This is a genomic window from Streptomyces sp. NPDC048659 (genome assembly GCF_040650575.1).
GTDB lineage: Bacteria > Actinomycetota > Actinomycetes > Streptomycetales > Streptomycetaceae > Streptomyces.
On record NZ_JBEZHM010000079.1, the window covers coordinates 1 to 21,165 of the forward strand.

22 protein-coding genes are annotated in these 21,165 nt (G+C 73.9%); 16 read left to right on the top strand and 6 right to left on the bottom strand.

Features of this window, described 5'->3' with window-relative positions:
- Positions 1 to 119: 119 nt before the first annotated feature.
- Complete coding sequence (locus tag AB0C99_RS35645) at positions 120 to 746, bottom strand: response regulator transcription factor (protein ID WP_362484002.1); 627 nt, start codon at positions 744 to 746, stop codon at positions 120 to 122.
- On the bottom strand, positions 743 to 1,924 hold the full coding sequence (locus AB0C99_RS35650) for a sensor histidine kinase (RefSeq protein ID WP_362484004.1): 1,182 nt from the start codon (positions 1,922 to 1,924) through the stop codon (positions 743 to 745). Before AB0C99_RS35650 ends, AB0C99_RS35645 begins: the two co-directional genes overlap by 4 nt.
- Positions 1,925 to 2,048: 124 nt before the next feature.
- Between AB0C99_RS35650 and AB0C99_RS35655 the strand changes: the two genes are divergently transcribed.
- Together AB0C99_RS35655 and AB0C99_RS35660 are read left to right on the top strand one after the other, a co-directional pair.
- Positions 2,049 to 3,131: an ABC transporter permease gene (locus AB0C99_RS35655; protein ID WP_362484006.1), complete on the top strand. Its 1,083-nt coding sequence runs from the start codon at positions 2,049 to 2,051 to the stop codon at positions 3,129 to 3,131.
- Positions 3,128 to 3,817 (top strand): ABC transporter ATP-binding protein, encoded by a 690-nt coding sequence (locus AB0C99_RS35660; RefSeq protein WP_362484008.1) that lies wholly within the window; start codon positions 3,128 to 3,130, stop codon positions 3,815 to 3,817. Before AB0C99_RS35655 ends, AB0C99_RS35660 begins: the two co-directional genes overlap by 4 nt.
- Before the next feature lie 149 nt (positions 3,818 to 3,966).
- On the opposite strand, the gene AB0C99_RS35665 is transcribed toward AB0C99_RS35660, so the two are convergent.
- A complete protein-coding gene (locus tag AB0C99_RS35665) occupies positions 3,967 to 4,782 on the bottom strand; it encodes an IclR family transcriptional regulator (RefSeq protein ID WP_362484009.1) in 816 nt (271 codons plus the stop codon).
- A 313-nt stretch (positions 4,783 to 5,095) separates the two neighbouring features.
- Between AB0C99_RS35665 and allB the strand changes: the two genes are divergently transcribed.
- Positions 5,096 to 6,430 carry an allantoinase AllB gene (allB, locus tag AB0C99_RS35670; RefSeq protein ID WP_362484011.1) on the top strand — a complete coding sequence of 445 codons (1,335 nt, stop codon included), beginning with the start codon at positions 5,096 to 5,098 and terminating at the stop codon, positions 6,428 to 6,430.
- Position 6,431: 1 nt separating this feature from the next.
- Entirely contained in the window at positions 6,432 to 7,547 is a 1,116-nt protein-coding gene (gene alc, locus AB0C99_RS35675) for an allantoicase (protein ID WP_362484013.1), read from the top strand.
- Between the two features lie 171 nt (positions 7,548 to 7,718).
- Here the strand turns inward: alc and AB0C99_RS35680 are convergent, their stop codons facing one another.
- Complete coding sequence (locus AB0C99_RS35680; protein ID WP_362484015.1) at positions 7,719 to 8,459, bottom strand: SDR family oxidoreductase; 741 nt, start codon at positions 8,457 to 8,459, stop codon at positions 7,719 to 7,721.
- A gap of 189 nt (positions 8,460 to 8,648) precedes the next feature.
- Here AB0C99_RS35680 and AB0C99_RS35685 point away from each other — a divergent pair, with 189 nt between their 5' ends.
- Together AB0C99_RS35685 and AB0C99_RS35690 are read left to right on the top strand one after the other, a co-directional pair.
- Positions 8,649 to 9,257, top strand: a complete 609-nt coding sequence (locus tag AB0C99_RS35685; protein WP_362484017.1) for a dihydrofolate reductase family protein — start codon at positions 8,649 to 8,651, stop codon at positions 9,255 to 9,257.
- Between the two features lie 116 nt (positions 9,258 to 9,373).
- Positions 9,374 to 10,285: a DMT family transporter gene (locus tag AB0C99_RS35690; RefSeq protein ID WP_362484019.1), complete on the top strand. Its 912-nt coding sequence runs from the start codon at positions 9,374 to 9,376 to the stop codon at positions 10,283 to 10,285.
- A gap of 12 nt (positions 10,286 to 10,297) precedes the next feature.
- Here the strand turns inward: AB0C99_RS35690 and AB0C99_RS35695 are convergent, their stop codons facing one another.
- Entirely contained in the window at positions 10,298 to 10,519 is a 222-nt protein-coding gene (locus AB0C99_RS35695) for a hypothetical protein (RefSeq protein ID WP_362484021.1), read from the bottom strand.
- Positions 10,520 to 10,676: 157 nt separating this feature from the next.
- Between AB0C99_RS35695 and AB0C99_RS35700 the strand changes: the two genes are divergently transcribed.
- From AB0C99_RS35700 to AB0C99_RS35715, 4 genes are all read left to right on the top strand, one after another.
- On the top strand, positions 10,677 to 11,906 hold the full coding sequence (locus AB0C99_RS35700) for a histidine kinase (RefSeq protein ID WP_362484022.1): 1,230 nt from the start codon (positions 10,677 to 10,679) through the stop codon (positions 11,904 to 11,906).
- Positions 11,903 to 12,586 carry a response regulator transcription factor gene (locus AB0C99_RS35705; protein WP_362484024.1) on the top strand — a complete coding sequence of 228 codons (684 nt, stop codon included), beginning with the start codon at positions 11,903 to 11,905 and terminating at the stop codon, positions 12,584 to 12,586. Before AB0C99_RS35700 ends, AB0C99_RS35705 begins: the two co-directional genes overlap by 4 nt.
- 9 nt (positions 12,587 to 12,595) lie before the next feature.
- The gene (locus AB0C99_RS35710) at positions 12,596 to 13,774 is read left to right on the top strand and encodes a cytochrome P450 (protein WP_362484026.1); all 1,179 of its coding nucleotides are present in this window, start codon (positions 12,596 to 12,598) and stop codon (positions 13,772 to 13,774) included.
- 116 nt (positions 13,775 to 13,890) lie between these two features.
- The gene (locus AB0C99_RS35715; protein ID WP_362484049.1) at positions 13,891 to 14,310 is read left to right on the top strand and encodes a PaaI family thioesterase; all 420 of its coding nucleotides are present in this window, start codon (positions 13,891 to 13,893) and stop codon (positions 14,308 to 14,310) included.
- A gap of 19 nt (positions 14,311 to 14,329) precedes the next feature.
- Here the strand turns inward: AB0C99_RS35715 and AB0C99_RS35720 are convergent, their stop codons facing one another.
- Positions 14,330 to 15,331, bottom strand: a complete 1,002-nt coding sequence (locus AB0C99_RS35720) for a Gfo/Idh/MocA family oxidoreductase (RefSeq protein ID WP_362484028.1) — start codon at positions 15,329 to 15,331, stop codon at positions 14,330 to 14,332.
- Positions 15,332 to 15,636: 305 nt separating this feature from the next.
- Here AB0C99_RS35720 and AB0C99_RS35725 point away from each other — a divergent pair, with 305 nt between their 5' ends.
- The 6 genes from AB0C99_RS35725 (at position 15,637) to AB0C99_RS35750 (ending at position 21,119) form a co-directional block, all read left to right on the top strand.
- Complete coding sequence (locus AB0C99_RS35725) at positions 15,637 to 16,356, top strand: GntR family transcriptional regulator (RefSeq protein ID WP_362484030.1); 720 nt, start codon at positions 15,637 to 15,639, stop codon at positions 16,354 to 16,356.
- Between the two features lie 113 nt (positions 16,357 to 16,469).
- On the top strand, positions 16,470 to 17,453 hold the full coding sequence (locus AB0C99_RS35730) for a sugar ABC transporter substrate-binding protein (RefSeq protein WP_362484051.1): 984 nt from the start codon (positions 16,470 to 16,472) through the stop codon (positions 17,451 to 17,453).
- Positions 17,450 to 18,514, top strand: a complete 1,065-nt coding sequence (locus AB0C99_RS35735) for an ABC transporter permease (RefSeq protein ID WP_362484032.1) — start codon at positions 17,450 to 17,452, stop codon at positions 18,512 to 18,514. The genes AB0C99_RS35730 and AB0C99_RS35735 overlap by 4 nt, the downstream gene beginning before the upstream one ends.
- Positions 18,511 to 19,341, top strand: coding sequence for an ATP-binding cassette domain-containing protein (locus AB0C99_RS35740; RefSeq protein ID WP_362484034.1), 831 nt, complete (start codon positions 18,511 to 18,513; stop codon positions 19,339 to 19,341). The genes AB0C99_RS35735 and AB0C99_RS35740 overlap by 4 nt, the downstream gene beginning before the upstream one ends.
- A 36-nt stretch (positions 19,342 to 19,377) precedes the next feature.
- Positions 19,378 to 20,556: an ROK family glucokinase gene (locus AB0C99_RS35745; protein ID WP_362484036.1), complete on the top strand. Its 1,179-nt coding sequence runs from the start codon at positions 19,378 to 19,380 to the stop codon at positions 20,554 to 20,556.
- The gene (locus AB0C99_RS35750; RefSeq protein WP_362484038.1) at positions 20,553 to 21,119 is read left to right on the top strand and encodes a hypothetical protein; all 567 of its coding nucleotides are present in this window, start codon (positions 20,553 to 20,555) and stop codon (positions 21,117 to 21,119) included. The genes AB0C99_RS35745 and AB0C99_RS35750 overlap by 4 nt, the downstream gene beginning before the upstream one ends.
- Positions 21,120 to 21,165 lie beyond the last annotated feature (46 nt).

Below are 21,165 nucleotides of genomic sequence, written 5' to 3' on the forward strand. Positions count from 1 at the left end.
CGTCGTGACGGCCACCAGGTACTCGGCGGCGGCGCCCGGACCCGCGTCATCCGGGAGGTACATCCTGGCGGTCGACGCCTGGCTCTCGTCCCAGGAGGCCGCCGGACCGGACGCCGCGCCTACCGCCTGATCAGCCGCCGCGCCGTCGCCGTCGCCACCGCCGCCGTGCGGGAGTCGACGCCCAGCTTGGCGAAGATGTGCACCAGGTGGGACTTCACCGTCGCCTGGCTCAGGAACAGGGCCTTGCTGATCTGCTGGTTCGACAGGCCCTCGCCGACGAGCTGGAGCACCTCCAGCTCCCGCTTCGTCAGCGCCTCCGCCGGGGTGCGCATCCGGTCCATCAGCCGGTGCGCCACCGCCGGGGCCAGCGCCGACTGGCCGGCCGCCGCCGTGCGCACCGCCGCCGCCAGCTCCTCCGGCGGGGCGTCCTTCAGGAGGTAGCCCGAGGCTCCCGCCTCCACCGCCGCCAGGATGTCCGCGTCCGTGTCGTACGTCGTCAGGACCAGCACGCGCGGCCCGCCCGGGGCGGCCGTGATCGCCGCCGTCGCCTCCGAGCCGTGCATCCCCGCCCCGAACTGCAGGTCCATCAGGACCACGTCCACGCCCCCGGCGGCGGCCAGCTCCACCGCCCGCTCGGCCGTCGCCGCCTCCGCGACCACGGCGAAGTCCGGCTCCGTGTCGAGCACGGCGCGCAGCCCCGCCCGTACCACCGGGTGGTCGTCGGCGAGCAGCAGTCGGATGGTCATGCGTCGGCTCCAGCGGACTCGGGGGCGTCGGGCAGGGGAAGGGTCACGGCCACGGCGGTGCCCTGGCCGGGGGCCGACTCGACGGTGAAGGCGCCGCCCAGCGACTCGGCCCGGGAACGCATCGCGGGCAGCCCGAAACCGCCCTCGGAGGAGGGCCGCACGGCGGCCGGGTCGAAGCCCGCCCCGTCGTCCACGACGTCCAGCGCGACCGAACCGCCCATGAACGACAGGGTGATCTCCGCCCGCGAGGCCCCCGCGTGCCGGACCGTGTTCGCGAGCGCCGACTGCGCGATCCGCAGCAGCGCCACCTCGTACGGGGTCGGCAGCCCGGCCGGCGTCCCGCTCACCGAGAAGCGCACCCGGGGACCGTCCGGCCCGGCCGTCCCGCACAGCCGCTCCAGCGCCCCGGCCAGCGAGCCGTGCTCCAGGTCAGGCGGGGCCAGCGCGCGGACGAACCGCCGCGCCTCCGCCAGGTTGTCCTGCGCCGCCCGCCGCGCCTCCTCGATGTGCCCGGCCGCCGGGGACCCCTCGGGCAGCGCCCGCTCGGCGGCCCGCAGCAGCAGCTGGATCGACGAGAGCCCCTGCGCCAGCGTGTCGTGGATCTCCCGCGCCAGCCGCTCCCGCTCCGCCAGCGTCCCCGCGTGCCGCTCCGCCGCGGCGAGCTCGGCCCGGGTCGAGATCAGCTCGTCGATCAGCCGCCGCCGCCGCTCGCTCTCCCGGTACAGCGCCTGGTAGCCGAGCACGGTCGCCACCGCCACCGCCCCGCCCAGCAGCGGCCCGATGAACACCCCCGGGTTGAGCGCGGCGCCGTGCCGCACGTACGACAGGATCGCCGCGCCCGCCGTCAGCGCCACGGCCGGCAACGACCAGCGCACCGGCAGCAGGTGCAGCTGGAGGAAGTACAGCGGGAACGCCAGCCACAGCCCGTCCGGCGTGGTCCAGAGCAGCAGCAGCCAGGCCGCCGCCAGCGCGCCCAGCCACACCGCCGCGCCCCGCTGCGACTCCCGTACGGCGGGCAGCACGGCCCCCGCCGCGTACACCGCCCCGGTCAGCACGGCCGCCGCGATCCCGGCGGCCGACTCGGCGCGCAGCGCGGCGAGCACCAGCAGGCCCGCCACCAGCAGATGGAGGCAGAGCCGCAGGGCGCGCATGACGGGGGTGAGCGAACGGGGATCCATGGTCCGTCCAGCGTATGCGGGCGCGGGCGGCGGTCCGGACATTCCGGACTCAACCGAAAGTTTGATTACGGTGCCATCCGTGGCGCGATGCCCCGGGGCACCCCGCCCGAGCAGGCTGGGTCCCATGTTCGTGGCATGGAGAGACCTCAGATTCGCCAAGGGGCGATTCACGTTGATGGGCACGGTGATCGTCCTGATCACCCTGCTGGTGGGACTGCTGTCCGGCCTCACCGCCGGCCTGGCGCGGGAGAACATCTCCGCGATCACCGGCCTGCCCGCGGACCGGCTGGCCTTCGCCGCCCCGCCCGCGGGCCAGTCGGTCTCCTTCACCAATTCGACCGTCACCGAGAGCCAGTGGCGCGCGTGGGCCGGGCGGCCGGGTGTGACGGGCGCCGAGCCGGTCGGCATCCGCACCCTCAACGGCACCGCCGGCGACCGCACCGCCGCGCTCTCCGCCTTCGGTACGGAGCCGGGGTCGGCGATCGCCCCCGAGAGCGGGAAGCTCGCCCCGGGCCGGGTGGTGCTGTCCGAGTCGGCGGCGAAGGAGCTGGACGTCCGGACCGGCTCGGCCGTGCGCCTCGGCCCCGTCGAGGCGACCGTCGCCGCGGTCTCCGGGGACGCCTCGTACAGCCACACGCCCGTCGTGTGGACCTCCCTCGACGACTGGCAGAAGCTCGGGCACGGCGGCACCACGCCCGAGGAGCAGGCGACGGTGATCGCGCTCAGCGGCTCCGGCGCCGACTGGGCCGCCGGGGACGCGGCCCTGAAGACCTCGGCGAAGACCCCGGACGAGGCGCTGACGGCCATAGGGTCGTACCAGGCCGAGAACGGCTCGCTCCAGATGATGCGCGGCTTCCTCTTCGCGATCTCGGCGCTCGTCATAGGAGCCTTCTTCACCGTCTGGACCATCCAGCGCAGCGGTGACGTCGCCGTCCTGAAGGCGCTCGGCGCCTCCACCCCGTACCTGCTCAAGGACGCCCTCGGCCAGGCCGTGGTGATGCTCGGCGCGGGCACCCTGACCGGCACCGGCCTCGCCACCGGCATCGGCGCGCTGATCAGCGGCGGGGACGTGCCCTTCGTCCTCCAGCCGCTGACCGTGCTCGGCCCGGCCGCCGTGATCATCGTGCTCGGCGTGCTCGGCGCGGCGCTGTCCATCCGGCGGATCACCGCCGTCGACCCTCTGACCGCCCTCGGGAGCGCCCGGTGACCACGAACAGCCTCGTCCTCGACGGCGTGACCCTGACCTACCCGGACGGCGACGGGCGGCTGACCGCCCTCGACGCGGTCTCCCTGGACGTCCCCGCCGGCACCCTCACCGCCGTCGTCGGCCCCTCCGGCTCCGGCAAGTCCAGCCTGCTCGCGGTGGCCGCGACCCTGGTGACCCCGGACAGCGGCCGGGTGGTCGTGGCCGGCACCGACGTCGGCCCGCTGGGCCCGGCGGCCAAGGCGGAGCTGCGGCGCGAGAAGATCGGCATCGTCTTCCAGCAGCCCAACCTGCTGCCCTCGCTCAACGCGGTGGAGCAGCTGGAGGTGATGGCGCACCTGTCCGGGCGCGCGGGCCGGGACGCCCGCGCGCGGGGCCTGGAACTGCTCGGCGCGGTCGGCCTCGCCGACCAGGCGCACAAGCGCCCGCACCAGCTCTCTGGCGGGCAGCGCCAGCGCGTGAACATCGCGCGGGCCCTGATGAACGAGCCGTCCGTCCTGCTGGTCGACGAGCCGACCAGCGCCCTGGACCACGAGCGGGGCGCCGCCGTCATGGAGCTGCTGGCCGGGCTGACCCGCGAGCGCGGCACGTCGACCGTCCTGGTCACCCACGACCGCACCCACCTGGGCCGGGCGGACCGCACGGTGACGGTCCTGGACGGGCGGCTGACGGAGGACGCGCGGGTGTGACCCGTGGCCGGCCGAGGCGCGCGGGTGTGACGCCCGTACGCGACCCGCGCGGTGCCCGGAAGCGCCGGAGGGGCGCCGGGAGTCCTCGGACTTCCGGCGCCCCTCCGTGCCGTACGGCGCGGGCTCAGCCCCTGCCGTACGGGATCGGCTCAGCCCTGCTGCTGCCCGTTGCCCGCCGTGTTGGCGAGCGCGGCGGACAGCTCCCGGGCGACCTGCTGGAGGATCGGGACGATCTTCTCCGTCGCCGCCTCCGTCACCCGGCCCGCCGGGCCCGAGATGGAGATCGCCGCGGCGGTGGGGGAGTCGGGGACCGGGACCGCGAGGCAGCGGACCCCTATCTCCTGCTCGTTGTCGTCGACCGCGTACCCGGTCTCGCGCACCGCCTCCAGCGCGTCGAGGAAGCCGTCCGGGGTGGTGATGGTCTTCTCGGTCGCGGCCGGCATCCCGGTGCGGGAGAGCAGCGCCCGGACCTCGTCCGCCGGGGTGTACGCGAGCAGGGCCTTGCCCACACCCGTGGAGTGCGGCAGCACCCGGCGGCCCACCTCGGTGAACATCCGCATCGAGTGCTTGGACGGCACCTGCGCCACGTACACGATCTCGTCGCCGTCGAGCAGTGCCATGTTCGCCGTCTCGCCGGTCTCCTCGACGAGCCGGGCCAGATACGGCCGGGCCCAGGTGCCGAGCAGCCGGGACGCGGACTCGCCGAGGCGGATCAGGCGGGGGCCCAGCGCGTACCGCCGGTTCGGCTGCTGGCGGACGTAGCCGCAGGCCACCAGCGTGCGCATCAGGCGGTGGATGGTGGGCAGCGGGAGCCCGCTGCTGGCGGAGAGCTCGCTCAGCCCGACTTCGCCGCCGGCGTCGGCCATCCGCTCCAGGAGGTCGAAGGCACGCTCAAGGGACTGGACGCCACCGCTCGCTGCGGCGGGCTTGGCGGCGTCGGTGGTGCTGGCGCTGGACGTCGGCACGGCAACGGTCCTTTCGGGGCAGGCGGGCAAGGCAGCAGCCTACCGGTCGGTTGGGCGGCGCACCCGGTCCGGTTCCGGCGTACGTGCCGGTCAGGGGGGTGTTTGTCCGGTGTCGGGGGCGGTCGGGAACGATCCTGGCGGACCCCGCATGGACGGAGCTACGTTCTACTGTACGAAATTTACATTCCACTCTGTGGAAACATCCAAGGCGGGGTCAACGGAGGCCCATGCTGGAAGTGTGCCCTTGACGACATGTCGTCTCGCGGGAAGACTCCTTCAACAGTTCGTTGAATTTGTGGAAGAAGGGGTACGGGTGGACGTCAACCTGGTCCTGCGCTCGACGCGCGTCATCACTCCCGAGGGGACGCGCGCCGCCTCGATCGCCGTCGCCGGCGGCACGATCGCGGCCGTGCTGCCGTACGACGCCGAGGTACCGGCCGGCGCCCGGCTGGAGGACGTCGGCGACGACGTCGTGCTGCCCGGACTCGTCGACACCCACGTCCACGTGAACGACCCCGGCCGCACCGAGTGGGAGGGCTTCTGGACCGCCACCCGCGCCGCCGCGGCCGGCGGCATCACCACCCTCGTCGACATGCCGCTGAACTCGCTGCCGCCCACCACCACGGTGGACAACCTGCGGGTCAAGCAGGAGGTCGCCCGCCCCAAGGCGCACGTCGACACCGGCTTCTGGGGCGGCGCGCTGCCCGACAACGTCAAGGACCTGCGGCCCCTGCACGACGCCGGCGTCTTCGGCTTCAAGTGCTTCCTGTCGCCGTCCGGCGTCGACGAGTTCCCGCAGCTCGACCAGGAGCAGCTGGCCGCCTCGCTCGCCGAGATCGCCGGCTTCGGCGGACTGATGATCGTCCACGCCGAGGACCCGCACGAGCTCGCCGCCGCCCCGCAGAAGACCGGCGAGAAGTACGCCGACTTCCTCGCCTCCCGGCCGCGCGTCGCCGAGAACACCGCGATCGAGAACCTGATCAACCAGGCCCGCCGGCTCGGCGCCCGCGTGCACGTGCTGCACCTCTCCTCCTCCGACGCGCTGCCGCTGATCGCCGCCGCCAAGGCCGAAGGTGTCCGCGTCACCGTCGAGTCCTGCCCGCACTTCCTCACCCTCACCGCCGAGGAAGTCCCCGACGGCGCCACCGAGTTCAAGTGCTGCCCGCCGATCCGCGAGGAGGCCAACCAGGACCTGCTCTGGCAGGGTCTCGCCGACGGCACCATCGACTGCATCGTCTCGGACCACTCGCCGTCCACCGCCGACCTCAAGACCCCGGACTTCGCCTCCGCCTGGGGCGGCATCTCCTCGCTCCAGCTCGGGCTGCCCGCCATCTGGACCGAGGCCCGCCGCCGCGGCCACGACCTCACCGACGTGGCCCGCTGGATGTCCGAGGCCCCGGCCCGGCTCGCGGGCCTCACGCGGAAGGGCGCGATCGAGGCCGGCCGCGACGCCGACTTCGCCGTGATCGACCCGGACGCCACCTTCACCGTCGACCCGGCGGAGCTCCAGCACCGCAACCGGGTCACCGCCTACGCGGGCCGCACCCTGTACGGCGTCGTCGCCTCCACCTGGCTGCGCGGGGAGCGGATCGCCGACCGCGGCGTCCTCGCCGAGCCCTCCGGCCGCCTCCTCGAAAGGAACAACTGACGTGTCGTCCATACCCAGCTTCACCGGTGACGCCAGCCCCTACGGCGGCGGCGACCCGTACGCCGACTACCGCACCGCGGACTTCCCCTTCACCCAGTACGCCGACCTCGCGGACCGCCGGCTCGGCGCTGGTGTGGTCGCCGCCAACGACGAGTTCTTCGCCGAGCGCGAGAACCTGCTGAAGCCCGAGGCCGCCGAGTTCGACCCCGAGCACTTCGGCCACAAGGGCAAGATCATGGACGGCTGGGAGACCCGCCGCCGTCGCGGCGTCTCCGCCGCCGTGCCGCACCCCACCGAGGACGACCACGACTGGGCCCTCGTACGCCTCGGCGCCCCCGGCGTCATCCGCGGCCTCGTCGTCGACACCGCCCACTTCCGCGGCAACTACCCGCAGGCCGTCTCCGTCGAGGCCGCCTCCGTCGCCGGTTCGCCCTCGCCCGAGGAGCTGCTCGCCGAGGACGTCAAGTGGACGACGCTCGTCCCGCGCACCGCCATCGGCGGCCACGCGGCCAACGGCTTCGCCGTCGACGTCGAGCAGCGCTTCACCCACCTGCGCGTCAACCAGCACCCCGACGGAGGCATCGCCCGCCTGCGCGTGTACGGCGAGGTCGCCCCCGACCCGCGCTGGCTCGGCGTGCTCGGCACCTTCGACCTCGCGGCGCTGGAGAACGGCGGCCAGGTCGAGGACGCCTCCGACCGCTTCTACTCCCCGGCCACCAACACCATCCAGCCCGGCCGCTCCCGCAAGATGGACGACGGCTGGGAGACCCGCCGCCGCCGTGACAAGGGCAACGACTGGATCCGCTACAGCCTCGCCGCCGAGTCCGAGATCCGCGCCGTCGAGATCGACACCGCGTACCTCAAGGGCAACAGCGCCGGCTGGGCCGCGCTCTCCGTCGCCGCCGAGGGCTCCGAGGAGTGGACCGAGATCCTGCCCCGGACCCGCCTCCAGCCCGACACCAACCACCGCTTCGTCCTCGACGTGCCGGCGGTCGGCTCCCGGGTGCGGATCGACATCTTCCCCGACGGCGGCATCTCCCGCCTCCGCCTCTTCGGCTCCCTCACGGAGACGGGCGCGGCCCGCCTGACCGCCCGCCACCAGGAGCTGGGCGGCTGACGCGGACGGGCCCTCCGGCCGCCGGTGGCCGACACCACAGGCCCGGAGGCCCCCCAGGACTGGGCGGGTACGACACCCCGCCCGGCATACGAGGGCGCACCGACCGACAGCAACGGTGCGCCCTCGCCCCCTTTTTTCGGGGCTCGGTTCGCCGGGCGCTCGTGGCGGCCGTTACGCCGCGTGCCCGCCGTCCACCGAGAACTCCGCGCCCGTCACGTACGCCGCGTCCGGCCCGGCCAGGAAGGCCACCGTCGCGGCGACCTCCTCGGCGGTGCCGAAGCGGCCCAGGGCCGTGAGGCGCGCCTGGGGCTCCGCGTACGGGCCGTCGGCCGGGTTCATGTCCGTGTCCGTCGGGCCCGGGTGGACGAGGTTCGCCGTGATCCCGCGCTCGCCCAGCTCCCGCGCCAGCGCCTTCGTCAGGCCGACGAGGGCCGCCTTGCTCGTCGCGTACAGCGTGCCGCCCGGGCCCGGGACCCGCAGCGCCATGCAGCTGCCGACCGTGATGATCCGCCCGCCGCGCCCCATCCGCGAGGCCGCGGCCTGCGCGCCCAGGAAGGCCGCCCGGACGTTCACCGCGAGGACCCGGTCCACGTCCGCCAGGGTCAGCGACTCCAGCGGGCCCAGTACCCCGACCCCCGCGTTGTTGACCAGCACGTCGAGCCGGCCCAGGGCGTCCGCCGCCCACTCCACCGCGCCCGCCGCGTCCCCGGCGCTCCCCGCGTCCGCCCGCAGCGCCAGCGCCTTGCCGCCCGCCGCCTCGACGCGCGCGGCGACCTCGCGGGCCCGCTCCTCGTCCCGGACGTAGGTGAACGCCACGTCCGCGCCCTCCTGGGCGAGCCGGACGGCGGTCGCCGCCCCCACGCCCCGGCTGCCGCCGGTGACCAGGACCGCCTTGCCGCTCATGCCTGCCATGCCGAACCCCTCCGAAGTGTCGATGCCCCGTCGTTTCGTTGCGAGTTCAATCAAACGCGGGGCGCGGTCCGGAAGCTGGCGGGAAACGGACGCCGAGATCCTCCCGCCCGGGACCGATGAGTTCCGCCGGGCGGCGCGGTCGAAAGGAGTGAGACACGATGGTCCGGAAACAGCGAAAGGGCACCCGCCATGGCCACCCTCAGCCTCACCCAGTTCCTCAGCCTCGACGGCGTCCACCAGGCCCCCGGCGGCCCCGAGGAGGACCCCAGCGACGGCTTCGACCTCGGCGGCTGGTCCGTCCCGTACGGGGACGAGGACTTCGGCCGCTTCATGGACGAGGTCTTCGAACGGCCCACCGCCTTCCTCCTGGGCCGCCGCACCTACGACATCTTCGCCGGGTACTGGCCGAAGCACGACGACCCGGCCAACCCGATCGCCGGCAAGCTCAACACGCTCCCCAAGTACGTCGCCTCGCACACCCTCACCTCCGCCGACTGGCACGGCACCACCGTCCTCTCCGGCGACGTGCCCCAGGAGGTCGCCGCCCTCAAGGAGCGGCTCGACGGCGAGATCCAGCTGCACGGCAGCGCCGGACTCGCCAAGACCCTGATGGAGCACGACCTCATCGACACGCTCCACCTGGCCGTCTTCCCCGTCGTCCTCGGCAAGGGCCTGCGCCTCTTCGCCGACGGCGCCACCCCCACCGCCTTCAGGCTCACCGCCGCCCGCACCACGGGCGCCGGGGTCTCCATCCAGACGTACGAGCTGGCGGGCCGCCCCACCTACGGGAGCTACTGAGCGGTCCGCCGCCATGGACAAGGTGTAGCCACCACGGGCCGGTTCGGCTACGGTGACCGTTCCGCGTGCGAGCCGTCGAAGTCTCCACCCCTTTCATCCAGTTGGAGCCGGCTCCCGTGTCGTCCCTCGCCGTACCCGCAGCCCTGCCCGCCCCGCGCCGCGCCTGGCTGACCGACCTGCCCCTGCTGCTCGTCGCGGCCGTCTGGGGTGCCAGCTACCTCGCCGCCAAGGGCATCACCACCACCCACACCGTCGTCGCCGTGCTCGTCCTGCGCTTCGCGGTGGTGGTGCCCGTCCTGGTGGCGGCGGGGTGGCGCAGGCTGCGGGCCCTGACCGGCGCCCAGTGGCGCGGCGCGGCGACCCTCGGCCTGATCCTCGCCGGGATCTTCCTCCTGGAGACCTACGGGGTCGTCCACACCTCCGCCACCAACGCGGGCCTGATCATCAGCCTCACCATGATCCTCACCCCGCTCGCCGAGGCCGCCGTCACCCGCCGCAGGCCGCCCCGCGCCTTCCTCGCCGCCGCCGCGCTCTCCGTCGCCGGCGTCGTCCTGCTCACCCAGGGCGGCGGCTTCACCGCCCCCTCCGGCGGCGACCTGCTGATGCTGCTCGCCGCGATCGCCCGGACCGCGCACGTCCTCGCGATGTCCCGGATCAAGGCCGTCGAGAGCGCCGACTCGCTCTCCCTCACCACCGTGCAGCTCGGCTCCGCCGTCGCCGTCTTCGCCGTGCTCGCCGCCCTCCCCGGCACCGGCGCCGCCCCCTGGACCGTGGCCCTCGGCTTCGGGCCCCGCGAATGGGCCGGCCTCCTCTTCCTCTCCGTCCTCTGCACGCTCTTCGCCTTCTTCGTGCAGATGTGGGCCGTCCGCCGCACCTCCCCGTCCCGGGTCAGCCTGCTGCTCGGCACCGAGCCGCTGTGGGCCGCCGCCGCGGGCATCGCGCTCGCCGGGGACCGCCTCGGCCCGCTCGGCCTCGCGGGCGCCGCCCTCGTCCTGGCCGGCACCGCCTGGGGCCGCCGCACCGCCTGAGGCCCGCCCGGCTCAGGACTTCGGCACCCGGTCCGAGGCCACCAGGATCACCAGCCCCAGCGCCGCGATCACGATGTTCGCGAACAGCTCCCGGCCCTCCAGGAACCACACGTGGTCGGTCAGGAAACGGGTCACCCCCATCAGCCTGAACCAGCCCCCGGTCAGCTCGCGGATCACCCCGCACACCCCGAAGACCATCACCAGGAAGCCCGTGACCTCAAGAAACCTCTTCATGCCCCGAGCATGATCCACTCGGGCCCCGCGCCGCGTCGGCCACCGGTATCGCGCCCGCGCCCCGCCCGTACGACCGAAGTCGCCGCCCGTGCGACTTTGGTATCCGACCGGCCGCTCCACCCCGCGCCCGCCGCCCCCGTCTGCGTACATTTCCGGTATGACACGCACGGCACGCCCGGAGCGCCTCACCTGGCTGCTCCCCTCCCACCTGGTCGAGGCCGCCGGGGCCGAGACCGCCGGCCCGCGCGGCCGGCCCCGGCGTACCGTGCGCGACTGGATCGTCGACACCGTCATGTTCCTGCTCGCCGCCTTCGTCGGCCTGCTCGCCGCCGAGACCAGCGTCAAGTACGCCAGCGAGCCCGTCGCCCTCGCCGACCAGATCATCGGCGGCCTCGCCTGCTGCGCCCTCTGGCTGCGCCGCCGCTGGCCCGCCGGGCTCGCCGTCGCCGTCTCCGCCGTCAGCGTCGTCGCCCCCACCGCCAGCGGCGCCGTCCTCGCCGCCCTCTTCAGCGTCGCCGTACGGCGCCCCCTGCGGGAGGTCGCCTGGATCGGCGGCCTCGCCATGGCCGCCGGTGTCGTCCAGGTCTTCGTCCGCCCCGACCCCACCGTCAACGTCGTCGTCGCCATCGGCCTCGGCATCGTCCTCATCCTCCTCGTCACCGCCTGGGGGATGCTCGTCCGCTCCCGCCGCCAGCTCGTCGAGGCGCTCCGCGACCGCGCCCTGCGCGCCGAGGCCGAGGCCGAGCTCCGCTTCGAGCAGGCCCAGCGGCTCGCCCGGGAGGCCATCGCCCGCGAGATGCACGACGTCCTCGCCCACCGGCTCACCCTGCTCAGCGTCCACGCCGGGGCCCTGGAGTTCCGCCCCGACGCCCCGCCCGAGCAGGTCGCCCGGGCGGCCGGGGTGATCCGCGACAGCGCCCACGAGGCCCTCCAGGACCTGCGCGAGATCATCGGCGTGCTGCGCGCCCCCGGCGAGGAGGCCGCCGACCGGCCCCAGCCCACCCTCGACACCCTCGACGACCTCGTCGAGGAGGTCCGCGAGGCCGGGATGCGGGTCGTCCTCGACTCCACCGTCACCGCGCCCGGCTCCGTCCCCGCCTCCACCGGCCGCACCGTCTACCGGATCGCCCAGGAAGCCCTCACCAACGCCCGCAAGCACGCCCCCGGCGCCGAGGTCACCCTCACCCTGCGCGGACGCCCCGGCGAAGGACTGACCGTCGAGGTCCGCAACCCCGCCCCCACCGGGCCCGTCCCCCCGGTCCCCGGCTCCGGACAGGGCCTCATCGGCCTCACCGAACGCGCCACCCTCGCCGGTGGCCGGATGGACCACGGGCCCACCCCCGGCGGAGGCTTCGCGCTGCGCGCCTGGCTACCGTGGCCCGCATGACCATCCGGCTGCTCATCGTCGACGACGACCCCCTGGTCCGCGGGGGCCTCGCCCTGATGCTCGGCGGCGCCGAGGACATCGAGATCGTCGGCGAGGGCGCCGACGGCTCCGAGGTGCCCGCGCTCGTCGCCCGCCACGTCCCCGACGTCGTCCTCATGGACATCCGGATGCCGCGCGTCGACGGCCTCACCGCCACCGAACGGCTCCGCGCCACCAGCGGCGCCCCCGAGGTCGTCGTCCTCACCACCTTCCACGCCGACGAGCAGGTGCTGCGCGCGCTGCGGGCCGGCGCCGCCGGGTTCGTGCTCAAGGACACCCCGCCCGCCGAGATCGTCGCCGCCGTCCGCCGGGTCGCCGCCGGTGAACCCGTGCTCTCCCCGGCCGTCACCCGCCAGCTGATGAGCCACGTCGCCGGGCAGAGCGACGAACCGCCGCGCCGGGCCCTCGCCGCCGACCGGCTCGCCCTGCTCGCCGGCCGCGAGCGGGAGGTCGCCGTCGCCGTCGGCCGAGGCAGCTCCAACGCCGAGATCGCCGCCGCGCTCTACATGAGCGTCCCCACCGTCAAGACCCACGTCTCGCGCGTTCTCGCCAAACTCGGCCTCAACAACCGGGTCCAGATCGCCCTGCTCGTCCACGACGCCGGACTGCTCGACCTTCACGAGGACGAGGACGGTGCCTAGGCTGGGCCGATGTCCGTCATCGATCTGGGGGAGTACGGCGCGGACTTCACCGCGAACCCGTACCCGTATTACGCCAAGCTCCGCGCACAGGGGCCCGTCCACGAGGTCCTGACACCCGACGGGATGCCGGCCTGGCTCGTCGTGGGGTACGAGGAGGGCCGCGCCGCCCTCGCCGACCAGCGCCTGTCCAAGTCCTTCTCCGCCCTCGGGATGCCGCTGCCCGAGGAGGAGATCGTCGGGCCGAACCTGCTCATCGTCGACCCGCCGGACCACACCCGGCTGCGCAAGCTGGTCACGGGCGAGTTCACCGGCCGCCGCGTCGAGGCCCTGCGCCCGCGCGTCCAGCGGCTCACCGACGAACTCCTCGACACCATGGAGCCCGCCGGGGGCGCCGACCTCGTCGACTCCTTCGCCTTCCCGCTGCCCATCACCGTCATCTGCGAGCTGCTCGGCGTCCCGGCCGCCGACCGCGACGCCTTCCGCGCCTGGTCCAACGCGCTGGTCACCGGGGACGGGTCCTTGAGCGACGTGGAGGCCGTCTCCGGCTTCGGCGCCTACCTCGACGAACTCATCGAGGACAAGCGGGCCGCCGGTCCCGCCGACGACCTGCTGTCCGCCCTCATCGCCACCCGCGCGGAGGACGGCGACCGGCTCTCCCTGCCCGAACTCCGCGCCCTCGCGTACCTGTTGCTGATCGCCGGTCACGAGACCACCGTCAACCTGATCTCCAACACGGTCCGCGCCCTGCTCACCCACCCCGACCAACTCGCCGCCCTGCGCGCCGACTTCGGCCTGATCGACGCCGCCGTCGAGGAGGGGCTGCGGTACGACGGGCCGGTGGAGAACGCCACGCTCCGCTTCGCCGCCGAGCCGGTCGTCATCGGCGGCACCGAGATACCCGCCGGCGCCATCGTCCTGGTCGCCCTCGCCGCGGGCGACCGCGACCCGGGCCGCTTCCCGGACCCGGACCGCTTCGACATCCACCGCGAGACGCGCGGCCACCTCGCCTTCGGCCACGGCATCCACTTCTGCCTGGGCGCCCCGCTCGCCCGCCTCGAAGGCAAGATCGCGATCCGGACACTCCTCGAACGCTTCCCCGGGCTCGAACTCGACCCCGGGGCGGAGCCGCTGGAATGGCTCCCCGGCATGCTCATCCGCGGCACGCGCCGGCTGCCGGTCGTATGGTGACGCCCGTGAACACCGAGAACCCGGCCGCCGACACGGCCGAATCCCCGGCCGCCGACACGGCCGGACCGACCCCCGACACGGCCGGACCCGCTCCCGCCCCCGACTCCGCCGCCGCGCTGGAGTTCGCGCAGGGCATCCTCGACGCGCAGCCCTTCAGCCGGCTGCTCGGCGCCCGGATCACCGCCTTCGGGCCGGACGGGGCGACCCTGGAGCTCGACGTCCGCGACGAGCTGCACCAGCAGAACGGCTTCGTGCACGGTGGAGTCCTCTCGTACGCCGCCGACAACGCCCTCACCTTCGCCGCCGGAGCAGCCCTCGGCCCGGCGGTGCTGACCGCGGGCTTCTCCATCCAGTACGTCCGCCCCGCGCGGGGGACGCTGCTGCGGGCCCGCGCCTCCGTGGTCCACGCGGGGCGCCGCCAGGCGGTCGTCCGCTGCGACCTGTCCACCGTCGAAACCGCCGACCCCACCGACCCCTCAGCCTCGGAGACCCTGTGCGCGGTCGCCCAGGGCACGGTGCTGTCCACGGCCGGATAGGACCCGACCGGGGCACCGCCTACCCGACCGGATCCGCCACCCGCACCGGCCGCCGCTCCCGGCGGGAGCGCTCGCACGCCTCCGCCACGCGCAGCGCGGCGAGCGCCTCCGCCCCGTCGCAGGGGTTGTCCCGCTCGCCGCGCACCAGCCGCACGAAGGCGTCCAGCTCCGCCTCGTACGCCGGGCCGAAGCGGTCGAGGAAGCCGGTCCAGGGCTTCGCGGGCGGGCGGGGCCCGAGCGGCTCGACCGACTCGACCGGGGTCCGCTCGTCCCAGCCCACCGCGACCTGGTCGAGCTCGCCGGCCAGTTCGAGGCGCACGTCGTACCCGGCCCCGTTGCACCGCGTCCCGGTCGCCGTCGCCAGCGTCCCGTCGTCCAGCGTCAGCAGCACCGCCGCCGTGTCCACGTCCCCGGCCTCCCGGAACATCGCGGGCCCCGCGTCCGACCCGGTCGCGTACACCTCCACGACCTCCCGCCCGGTCACCCAGCGCACGATGTCGAAGTCGTGCACCAGGCAGTCCCGGAACAGCCCGCCGGACTCCGGCAGGTACGCGGCGGGCGGCGGCGCCGGGTCGGAGGTGACCGCCCGGACCGTGTGCAGGCGCCCGAGCCGCCCGTCCGCCACGGCCTCGCGCGCCGCCGCGTAGCCCGCGTCGAAGCGGCGCATGAAGCCGAGCTGGAGCTCGGTGCCCGCCGCCTCGACCGCCGCCAGCGCCGTCAGCGTCCCCGGCACGTCCAGCGCGATCGGCTTCTCGCAGAAGGCCGGCAGCCCGGCCGCCGCGGCCCGCCCGATCAGCTCCGCGTGCGCCGCGGTGGCCGAGGCGATCACCACCGCGTCCAGCGGCCGGGCCAGCAGCGCGTCGACCGACGGGGCCGCCGAGGCCCCGAGCGCCTCCGCCAGGCGCGCCGCCCGCGCGGGGTCGGCATCGGCGAGGACCAGGGCCCCGACCTCTGGATGGCGGGCGAGCACCCCCGCGTGAAAGGCCCCGATCCGTCCCGTACCGATCAGTCCGATGCGCATGGCCCCAAGGTCGTGCGGAACGGACCCCCTGTCAAGGAAATGTCAGGACAACAGGACGCCACGCCTTCCCGAGGCCGACCCCCGGGGCTACGCTCCCGCACGTGCTTCCCCAGCCGCCGCGACCCCCGTCTCCCGCATCCCCGGCACCCAGCGCACCTCCCACATCCCCCGCATCCCCCGCATCCCCGGCGTCCAGCGCATCCCCGGCACCCAGCTCACCTCCCACACCCCCCGCACCCCCCGCCGCGCAGGCCGCTCCCGCACCCCCCGCCGCGCAGGCACCCCCCACCCCACCCCCGCTCTCCGTGGACCGCACCAGCCCGGTCCCCCTCTACTTCCAGCTCGCCCAGCAGCTCCAGGCGGCCATCGAGGGCGGCGTGCTCGCCCCCGGCAGCCTGCTCGGCAACGAGATCGAGCTGGCCACCCGGCTCGGCCTGTCCCGGCCCACCGTCCGGCAGGCCATCCGGTCCCTCGTCGACAAGGGCCTGCTGGTGCGCCGCCGGGGCGTGGGCACCCAGGTCGTGCACAGCACCGTCCGCCGCCCCCTGGAGCTCAGCAGCCTCTACGACGACCTGGAGGCGGCCGGGCAGCGGCCCGCCACCCGGATCCTCGCCGACCGCGTCGAACCGGCGGACGCCGAGGTCGCCGCCGCCCTCGGCGTCCCCGAGGGCACCGAGGTGCGCCGCCTGGAGCGGCTGCGCACCGCGCACGGCGAACCCCTCGCGCACCTGCGCAACCACCTCCCCGCCCGGCTGCTCGACGCGGACGCCGGACGGATCGCGGCGACCGGGCTCTACCGGCTGCTGCGCGCCGCCGGGCTCACCCTGCACAGCGCCCGCCAGACCGTCGGCGCGCGGGCCGCCGCGCCCGGCGAGGCGGAGCTGCTCGGCGAGCGTCCGGGCGCCCCGCTGCTCACGATGGAGCGCGTCACCTTCGACGCGACGGGACGGGTGGTGGAGTACGGCAGCCACCTCTACCGGCCCTCCCGTTACTCCTTCGAGTTCCAGTTGCTGGCCCGTGGGTAGGCCCCCTGAAGATCCGCGCGACCCCCATGACCGATACTGCAATGCACGCAGAAGGACACAAAGGAGGGCACGGCCTCGTGACCAGGGTTCCTAATGGAGGGGTACGCGCGGCCATCGGCGCCGTGCTCGCGGTGGCGCTGACCGCCGCGCTCGCGGGATGCAGCAGCACCGGCGGCAAGCGCGCGGAGGACGCCCGCAAGGCGGCCGCGGCCCAGGGACGGGCAGCGGTGGACACCCCCCGCTGGACCTTCGCCATGGTCACCCACTCGGGCGATGGCGACACGTTCTGGGACATCGTCCAGAACGGTGCCAAGCAGGCCGCCGTCAAGGACAACATCAACTTCCTCTACGCCCACAGCGACGAGGCGCAGCAGCAGGCCCAGCTGATCGACTCGTACGTGGCCAAGGGCGTCGACGGCCTCATCGTCACGCTGGCCAAGCCGGACGCGATGAAGACCGCGGTGGAGAAGGCCGTGAAGGCCGGCATCCCGGTCGTCACGGTGAACTCCGGCGCCGAGGCGTCGAAGGCGTTCGGCGCCCTCACCCACATCGGCCAGGACGAGACCGTCGCGGGCGAGGCGGTCGGCGACGAGCTGGACAAGCGGGGCCGCAAGAAGGCCCTGTGCGTGCTGCACGAGCAGGGCAACGTGGGGCACGAGCAGCGCTGCGCCGGGGCGAAGAAGACCTTCGGCGGCGAGCTGACCAACCTCTACGTCGACGGCACCAACATGCCCGACGTGCAGGCGTCCATCCTCGCCAAACTCCAGTCCGACCCGTCGATCGACGCCGTCGTGACCCTCGGGGCGCCGTTCGCCGACGCCGCCGTCCAGGCGAAGAAGAGCGCGGGCAGCAAGGCCGAGATCGACACCTTCGACCTGAACGCCAAGGTCGCCGACGGGCTCTCCGCCGGCACCCTCGGCTTCGCCGTCGACCAGCAGCCCTACCTCCAGGGGTACGAGGCCGTGGACCTGCTGTGGCTCTACCGCTACAACGCCGACGTCCTCGGCGGCGGCAAGCCGGTGCTGACCGGCCCGCAGATCATCACCAAGGACCAGGCCGCCGCGCTCAAGGGCTACACGGAGCGGGGTACCCGATGACCGCCGCCGCCCCGCCACCGGCGCCCGCCGACGGCCTGGACCACGTCGACGAGCGCCTGCTGCGCACCTCGCCGCTGAAGAAGCTGCTGGCCCGGCCGGAGCTCGGCTCCGTCGTCGGCGCGGTCGCCGTCTTCGTCTTCTTCTCGCTCGCCGCCGACAGCTTCCTGAAGGCGTCCAGCCTCGGCACCGTGCTGTACGCGGCCTCCACCATCGGCATCATGGCGGTGCCGGTGGCGCTGCTGATGATCGGCGGCGAGTTCGACCTGTCCGCCGGTGTGCTGGTGACCAGCTCGGCGCTGATCTCGTCGATGTTCAGCTACCAGATGACGGCGAACGTCTGGGTCGGCGTCGGCGTCTCGCTGCTGGTGACGCTCGCGATCGGCGTGTTCAACGGCTTCATGCTGACCCGCACCAAGCTGCCCAGCTTCATCATCACGCTCGGCACCTTCCTCATGCTGACCGGTCTGAACCTCGGCTTCACCAAGCTGATCAGCGGCACGGTCTCCACCAAGTCGATCGCCGACATGGAGGGCTTCCCCTCGGCGCGGAAGGTCTTCGCCTCGACCTGGACGGTCGGCGGGGTCGAGCTGAAGGTCACCATCCTGTGGTGGTTCGCCCTGGTGGCCGTCGCCACCTGGATCCTGCTGCGCACCCGCTTCGGCAACTGGATCTTCGCGGTCGGCGGCGGCGCGGACGCGGCCCGCGCGGTCGGCGTCCCGGTCTACAAGACCAAGATCGGCCTCTACATGGGCGTGGCCTTCTGCGCCTGGATCGCCGGCCAGCACCTGCTCTTCTCGTTCGACGTCGTCCAGTCCGGCGAAGGTGTCGGCAACGAGCTGATCTACATCATCGCGGCCGTCATCGGCGGCTGTCTGATCACCGGCGGCTACGGCTCCGCGATCGGCTCGGCGGTCGGCGCGTTCATCTTCGGCATGACGGGCAAGGGCATCGTGTACGCCGAGTGGAACCCCGACTGGTTCAAGTTCTTCCTGGGCGCCATGCTGCTGCTCGCGACGCTCCTGAACGCCTGGATCCGCAAGCGCGTGGAGGCCGTGAAGTGACCACCGAAGCCCCGGCGGCGCCGGCCGCCCCGCTCGTCGAGCTGGACGACGTCAGCAAGTACTACGGCAACATCCGCGCCCTCGAAGGGGTCTCCCTGGAGGTCCGGGCGGGCGGGATCACCTGCGTCCTCGGCGACAACGGCGCCGGCAAGTCCACCCTCATCAAGATCGTCGCCGGGCTGCACCGGCACGACGGCGGCACCTTCCGCATCGAGGGCGAGGAGGTCGAGCTGGCCAACCCGCGCGACGCCCTGGACCGGGGCATCGCCACCGTCTACCAGGACCTCGCGGTCGTCCCGCTGATGCCGGTCTGGCGCAACTTCTTCCTCGGCTCCGAGCCCACGAAGGGCAAGGGCCCCTTCAAGCGGCTCGACGTCGAGCTGATGCGCGAGACCACCCGGACCGAGCTGCTGCGCATGGGCATCGACCTGCGGGACGTGGACCAGCCGATCGGCACCCTGTCCGGCGGCGAGCGGCAGTGCGTGGCGATCGCCCGCGCGGTGCACTTCGGCGCCAAGGTCCTCGTCCTGGACGAGCCGACCGCCGCGCTGGGGGTGAAGCAGTCCGGGGTGGTCCTGAAGTACGTGGCCGCCGCACGTGACCAGGGCCTCGGCGTGGTCCTCATCACCCACAACCCGCACCACGCCTATCTGGTCGGCGACCGCTTCGTGCTGCTGAAGCGCGGGGTCATGGCGGGCTCTCACACCAAGGACTCCGTCACCCTGGACGAGTTGACCCGCCAGATGGCCGGCGGCAGCGAGCTGGAGGACCTGCGCCACGAGCTGGAGCGCCCCTCCGGACCCGCCGGACCGGCCTCCGCTTCGTAACGCGTCCCACACACCCCTCCTGGCAGAATCGAGCCGATGAGTACCTACCGTGACCTCACGCACCGCGGCTCGGCTCGCGGCACGGTCCTGCGGACCGTCGGCACCCGAGAGCGGCGCTCGCACCTGACCGCCCCCCGGGTGCCGACCGTCGGCATCGACATCGGCGGTACGAAGGTGATGGCCGGCGTCGTCGACGCGGACGGCAACATCCTGGAGAAGATCAAGACCGAGACGCCCGACAAGTCGAAGAGCGCCAAGGTCGTCGAGGACACCATCACCGAGCTGGTCCTCGACCTCTCCGACCGGCACGACGTGCACGCCGTCGGCATCGGCGCGGCGGGCTGGGTGGACGCCGACCGGGCCAGGGTGCTCTTCGCCCCCCACCTCGCCTGGCGCAACGAGCCGCTGCGCGACGCCCTCCAGGACCGCCTCGCCGTCCCCGTCATGGTGGACAACGACGCCAACACCGCCGCCTGGGCCGAGTGGCGCTTCGGCGCCGGCCGCGGCGAGGACCACCTGGTCATGATCACCCTGGGCACCGGCATCGGCGGCGCCATCCTGGAGGACGGCCAGGTCAAGCGGGGCAAGTACGGGGTGGCCGGCGAGTTCGGCCACATGCAGGTCGTCCCCGGCGGCCACCGCTGCCCGTGCGGCAACCGAGGCTGCTGGGAGCAGTACAGCTCGGGCAACGCCCTGGTCCGCGAGGCCCGGGAGCTGGCCGCCGCCGACTCCCCGGTCGCGCACGGGATCGTGGAGCGGGTCAAGGGCAACATCCCCGACATCACGGGCCCGCTCATCACCGAGCTGGCCCGCGAGGGCGACGCCATGTGCGTCGAGCTGCTCCAGGACATCGGCCAGTGGCTCGGCGTCGGCATCGCCAACCTGGCCGCCGCGCTCGACCCCTCCTGCTTCGTCATCGGCGGCGGCGTCTCGGCCGCCGACGACCTGCTCATCGGCCCCGCCCGGGACGCCTTCCGGCGCCACCTCACCGGCCGCGGCTACCGCCCCGAGGCCCGGATCGCCCGCGCCCAGCTCGGCCCCGAGGCCGGCATGGTCGGCGCCGCCGACCTCGCCCGCCTCGTCGCCCGCCGCTTCCGCCGGGCCAACCGCCGCCGGGTCGAGCGCTACGAGCGCTACGGCCGCTACGCCCAGGTCCTGCGCGGGGTGCCCGCCGCGGACCGGGACGCCCGCAACCCCCAGGACCCGCCTTCATGACCCTGCCCCACCCCACGGCCCCCCAGGACGGAAAGCTCCCCGAGGACCGGCGGCACATGCTGCGCCGCCGCTGGCTCACCGCGATCATCATCGTGCTGCTGGTCGGCATCCCAGCCGGCTATCTGGTCATCTCCGCGGGCCAGAGCCGCGACAGCGGACGCGACAAGGAGCGCGAGTCCTCGGCCGTCGGCCTCCAGGACAACTGGCCCTCCCAGATGAAGCGGCGGGTCTTCGAGATCCCCATCCCGTCGAACGCCTGGGACGTCAGCTACTACGAGACCAGCAACTGGAAGACCAGCCGGCTCTACGTCCAGTTCCGCACCACCGCGCAGGGCCTCGACGGCTACCTCCACGACAGCGGCACCAGCCGCGCCGCCCTCACCCCGGGTGTCACCGTCGGCTCCCACGACATCGAGGTCGTCGGCTGGACCTTCCCCGACGACCGCGCCTGGCGCGGCACGACCGTCACCCGCGAGAGCCCCCGCCCGACGAGCGACATCACGGTCGACCTGACGGACCCGGCGTTCCCGCGCGTGTACGCGGTGTCGGCGACCTCGCCCTGACGCGCGCCCGGCGAGCCTTGTGGCCGGCCCCCGGACGAAGTACTGT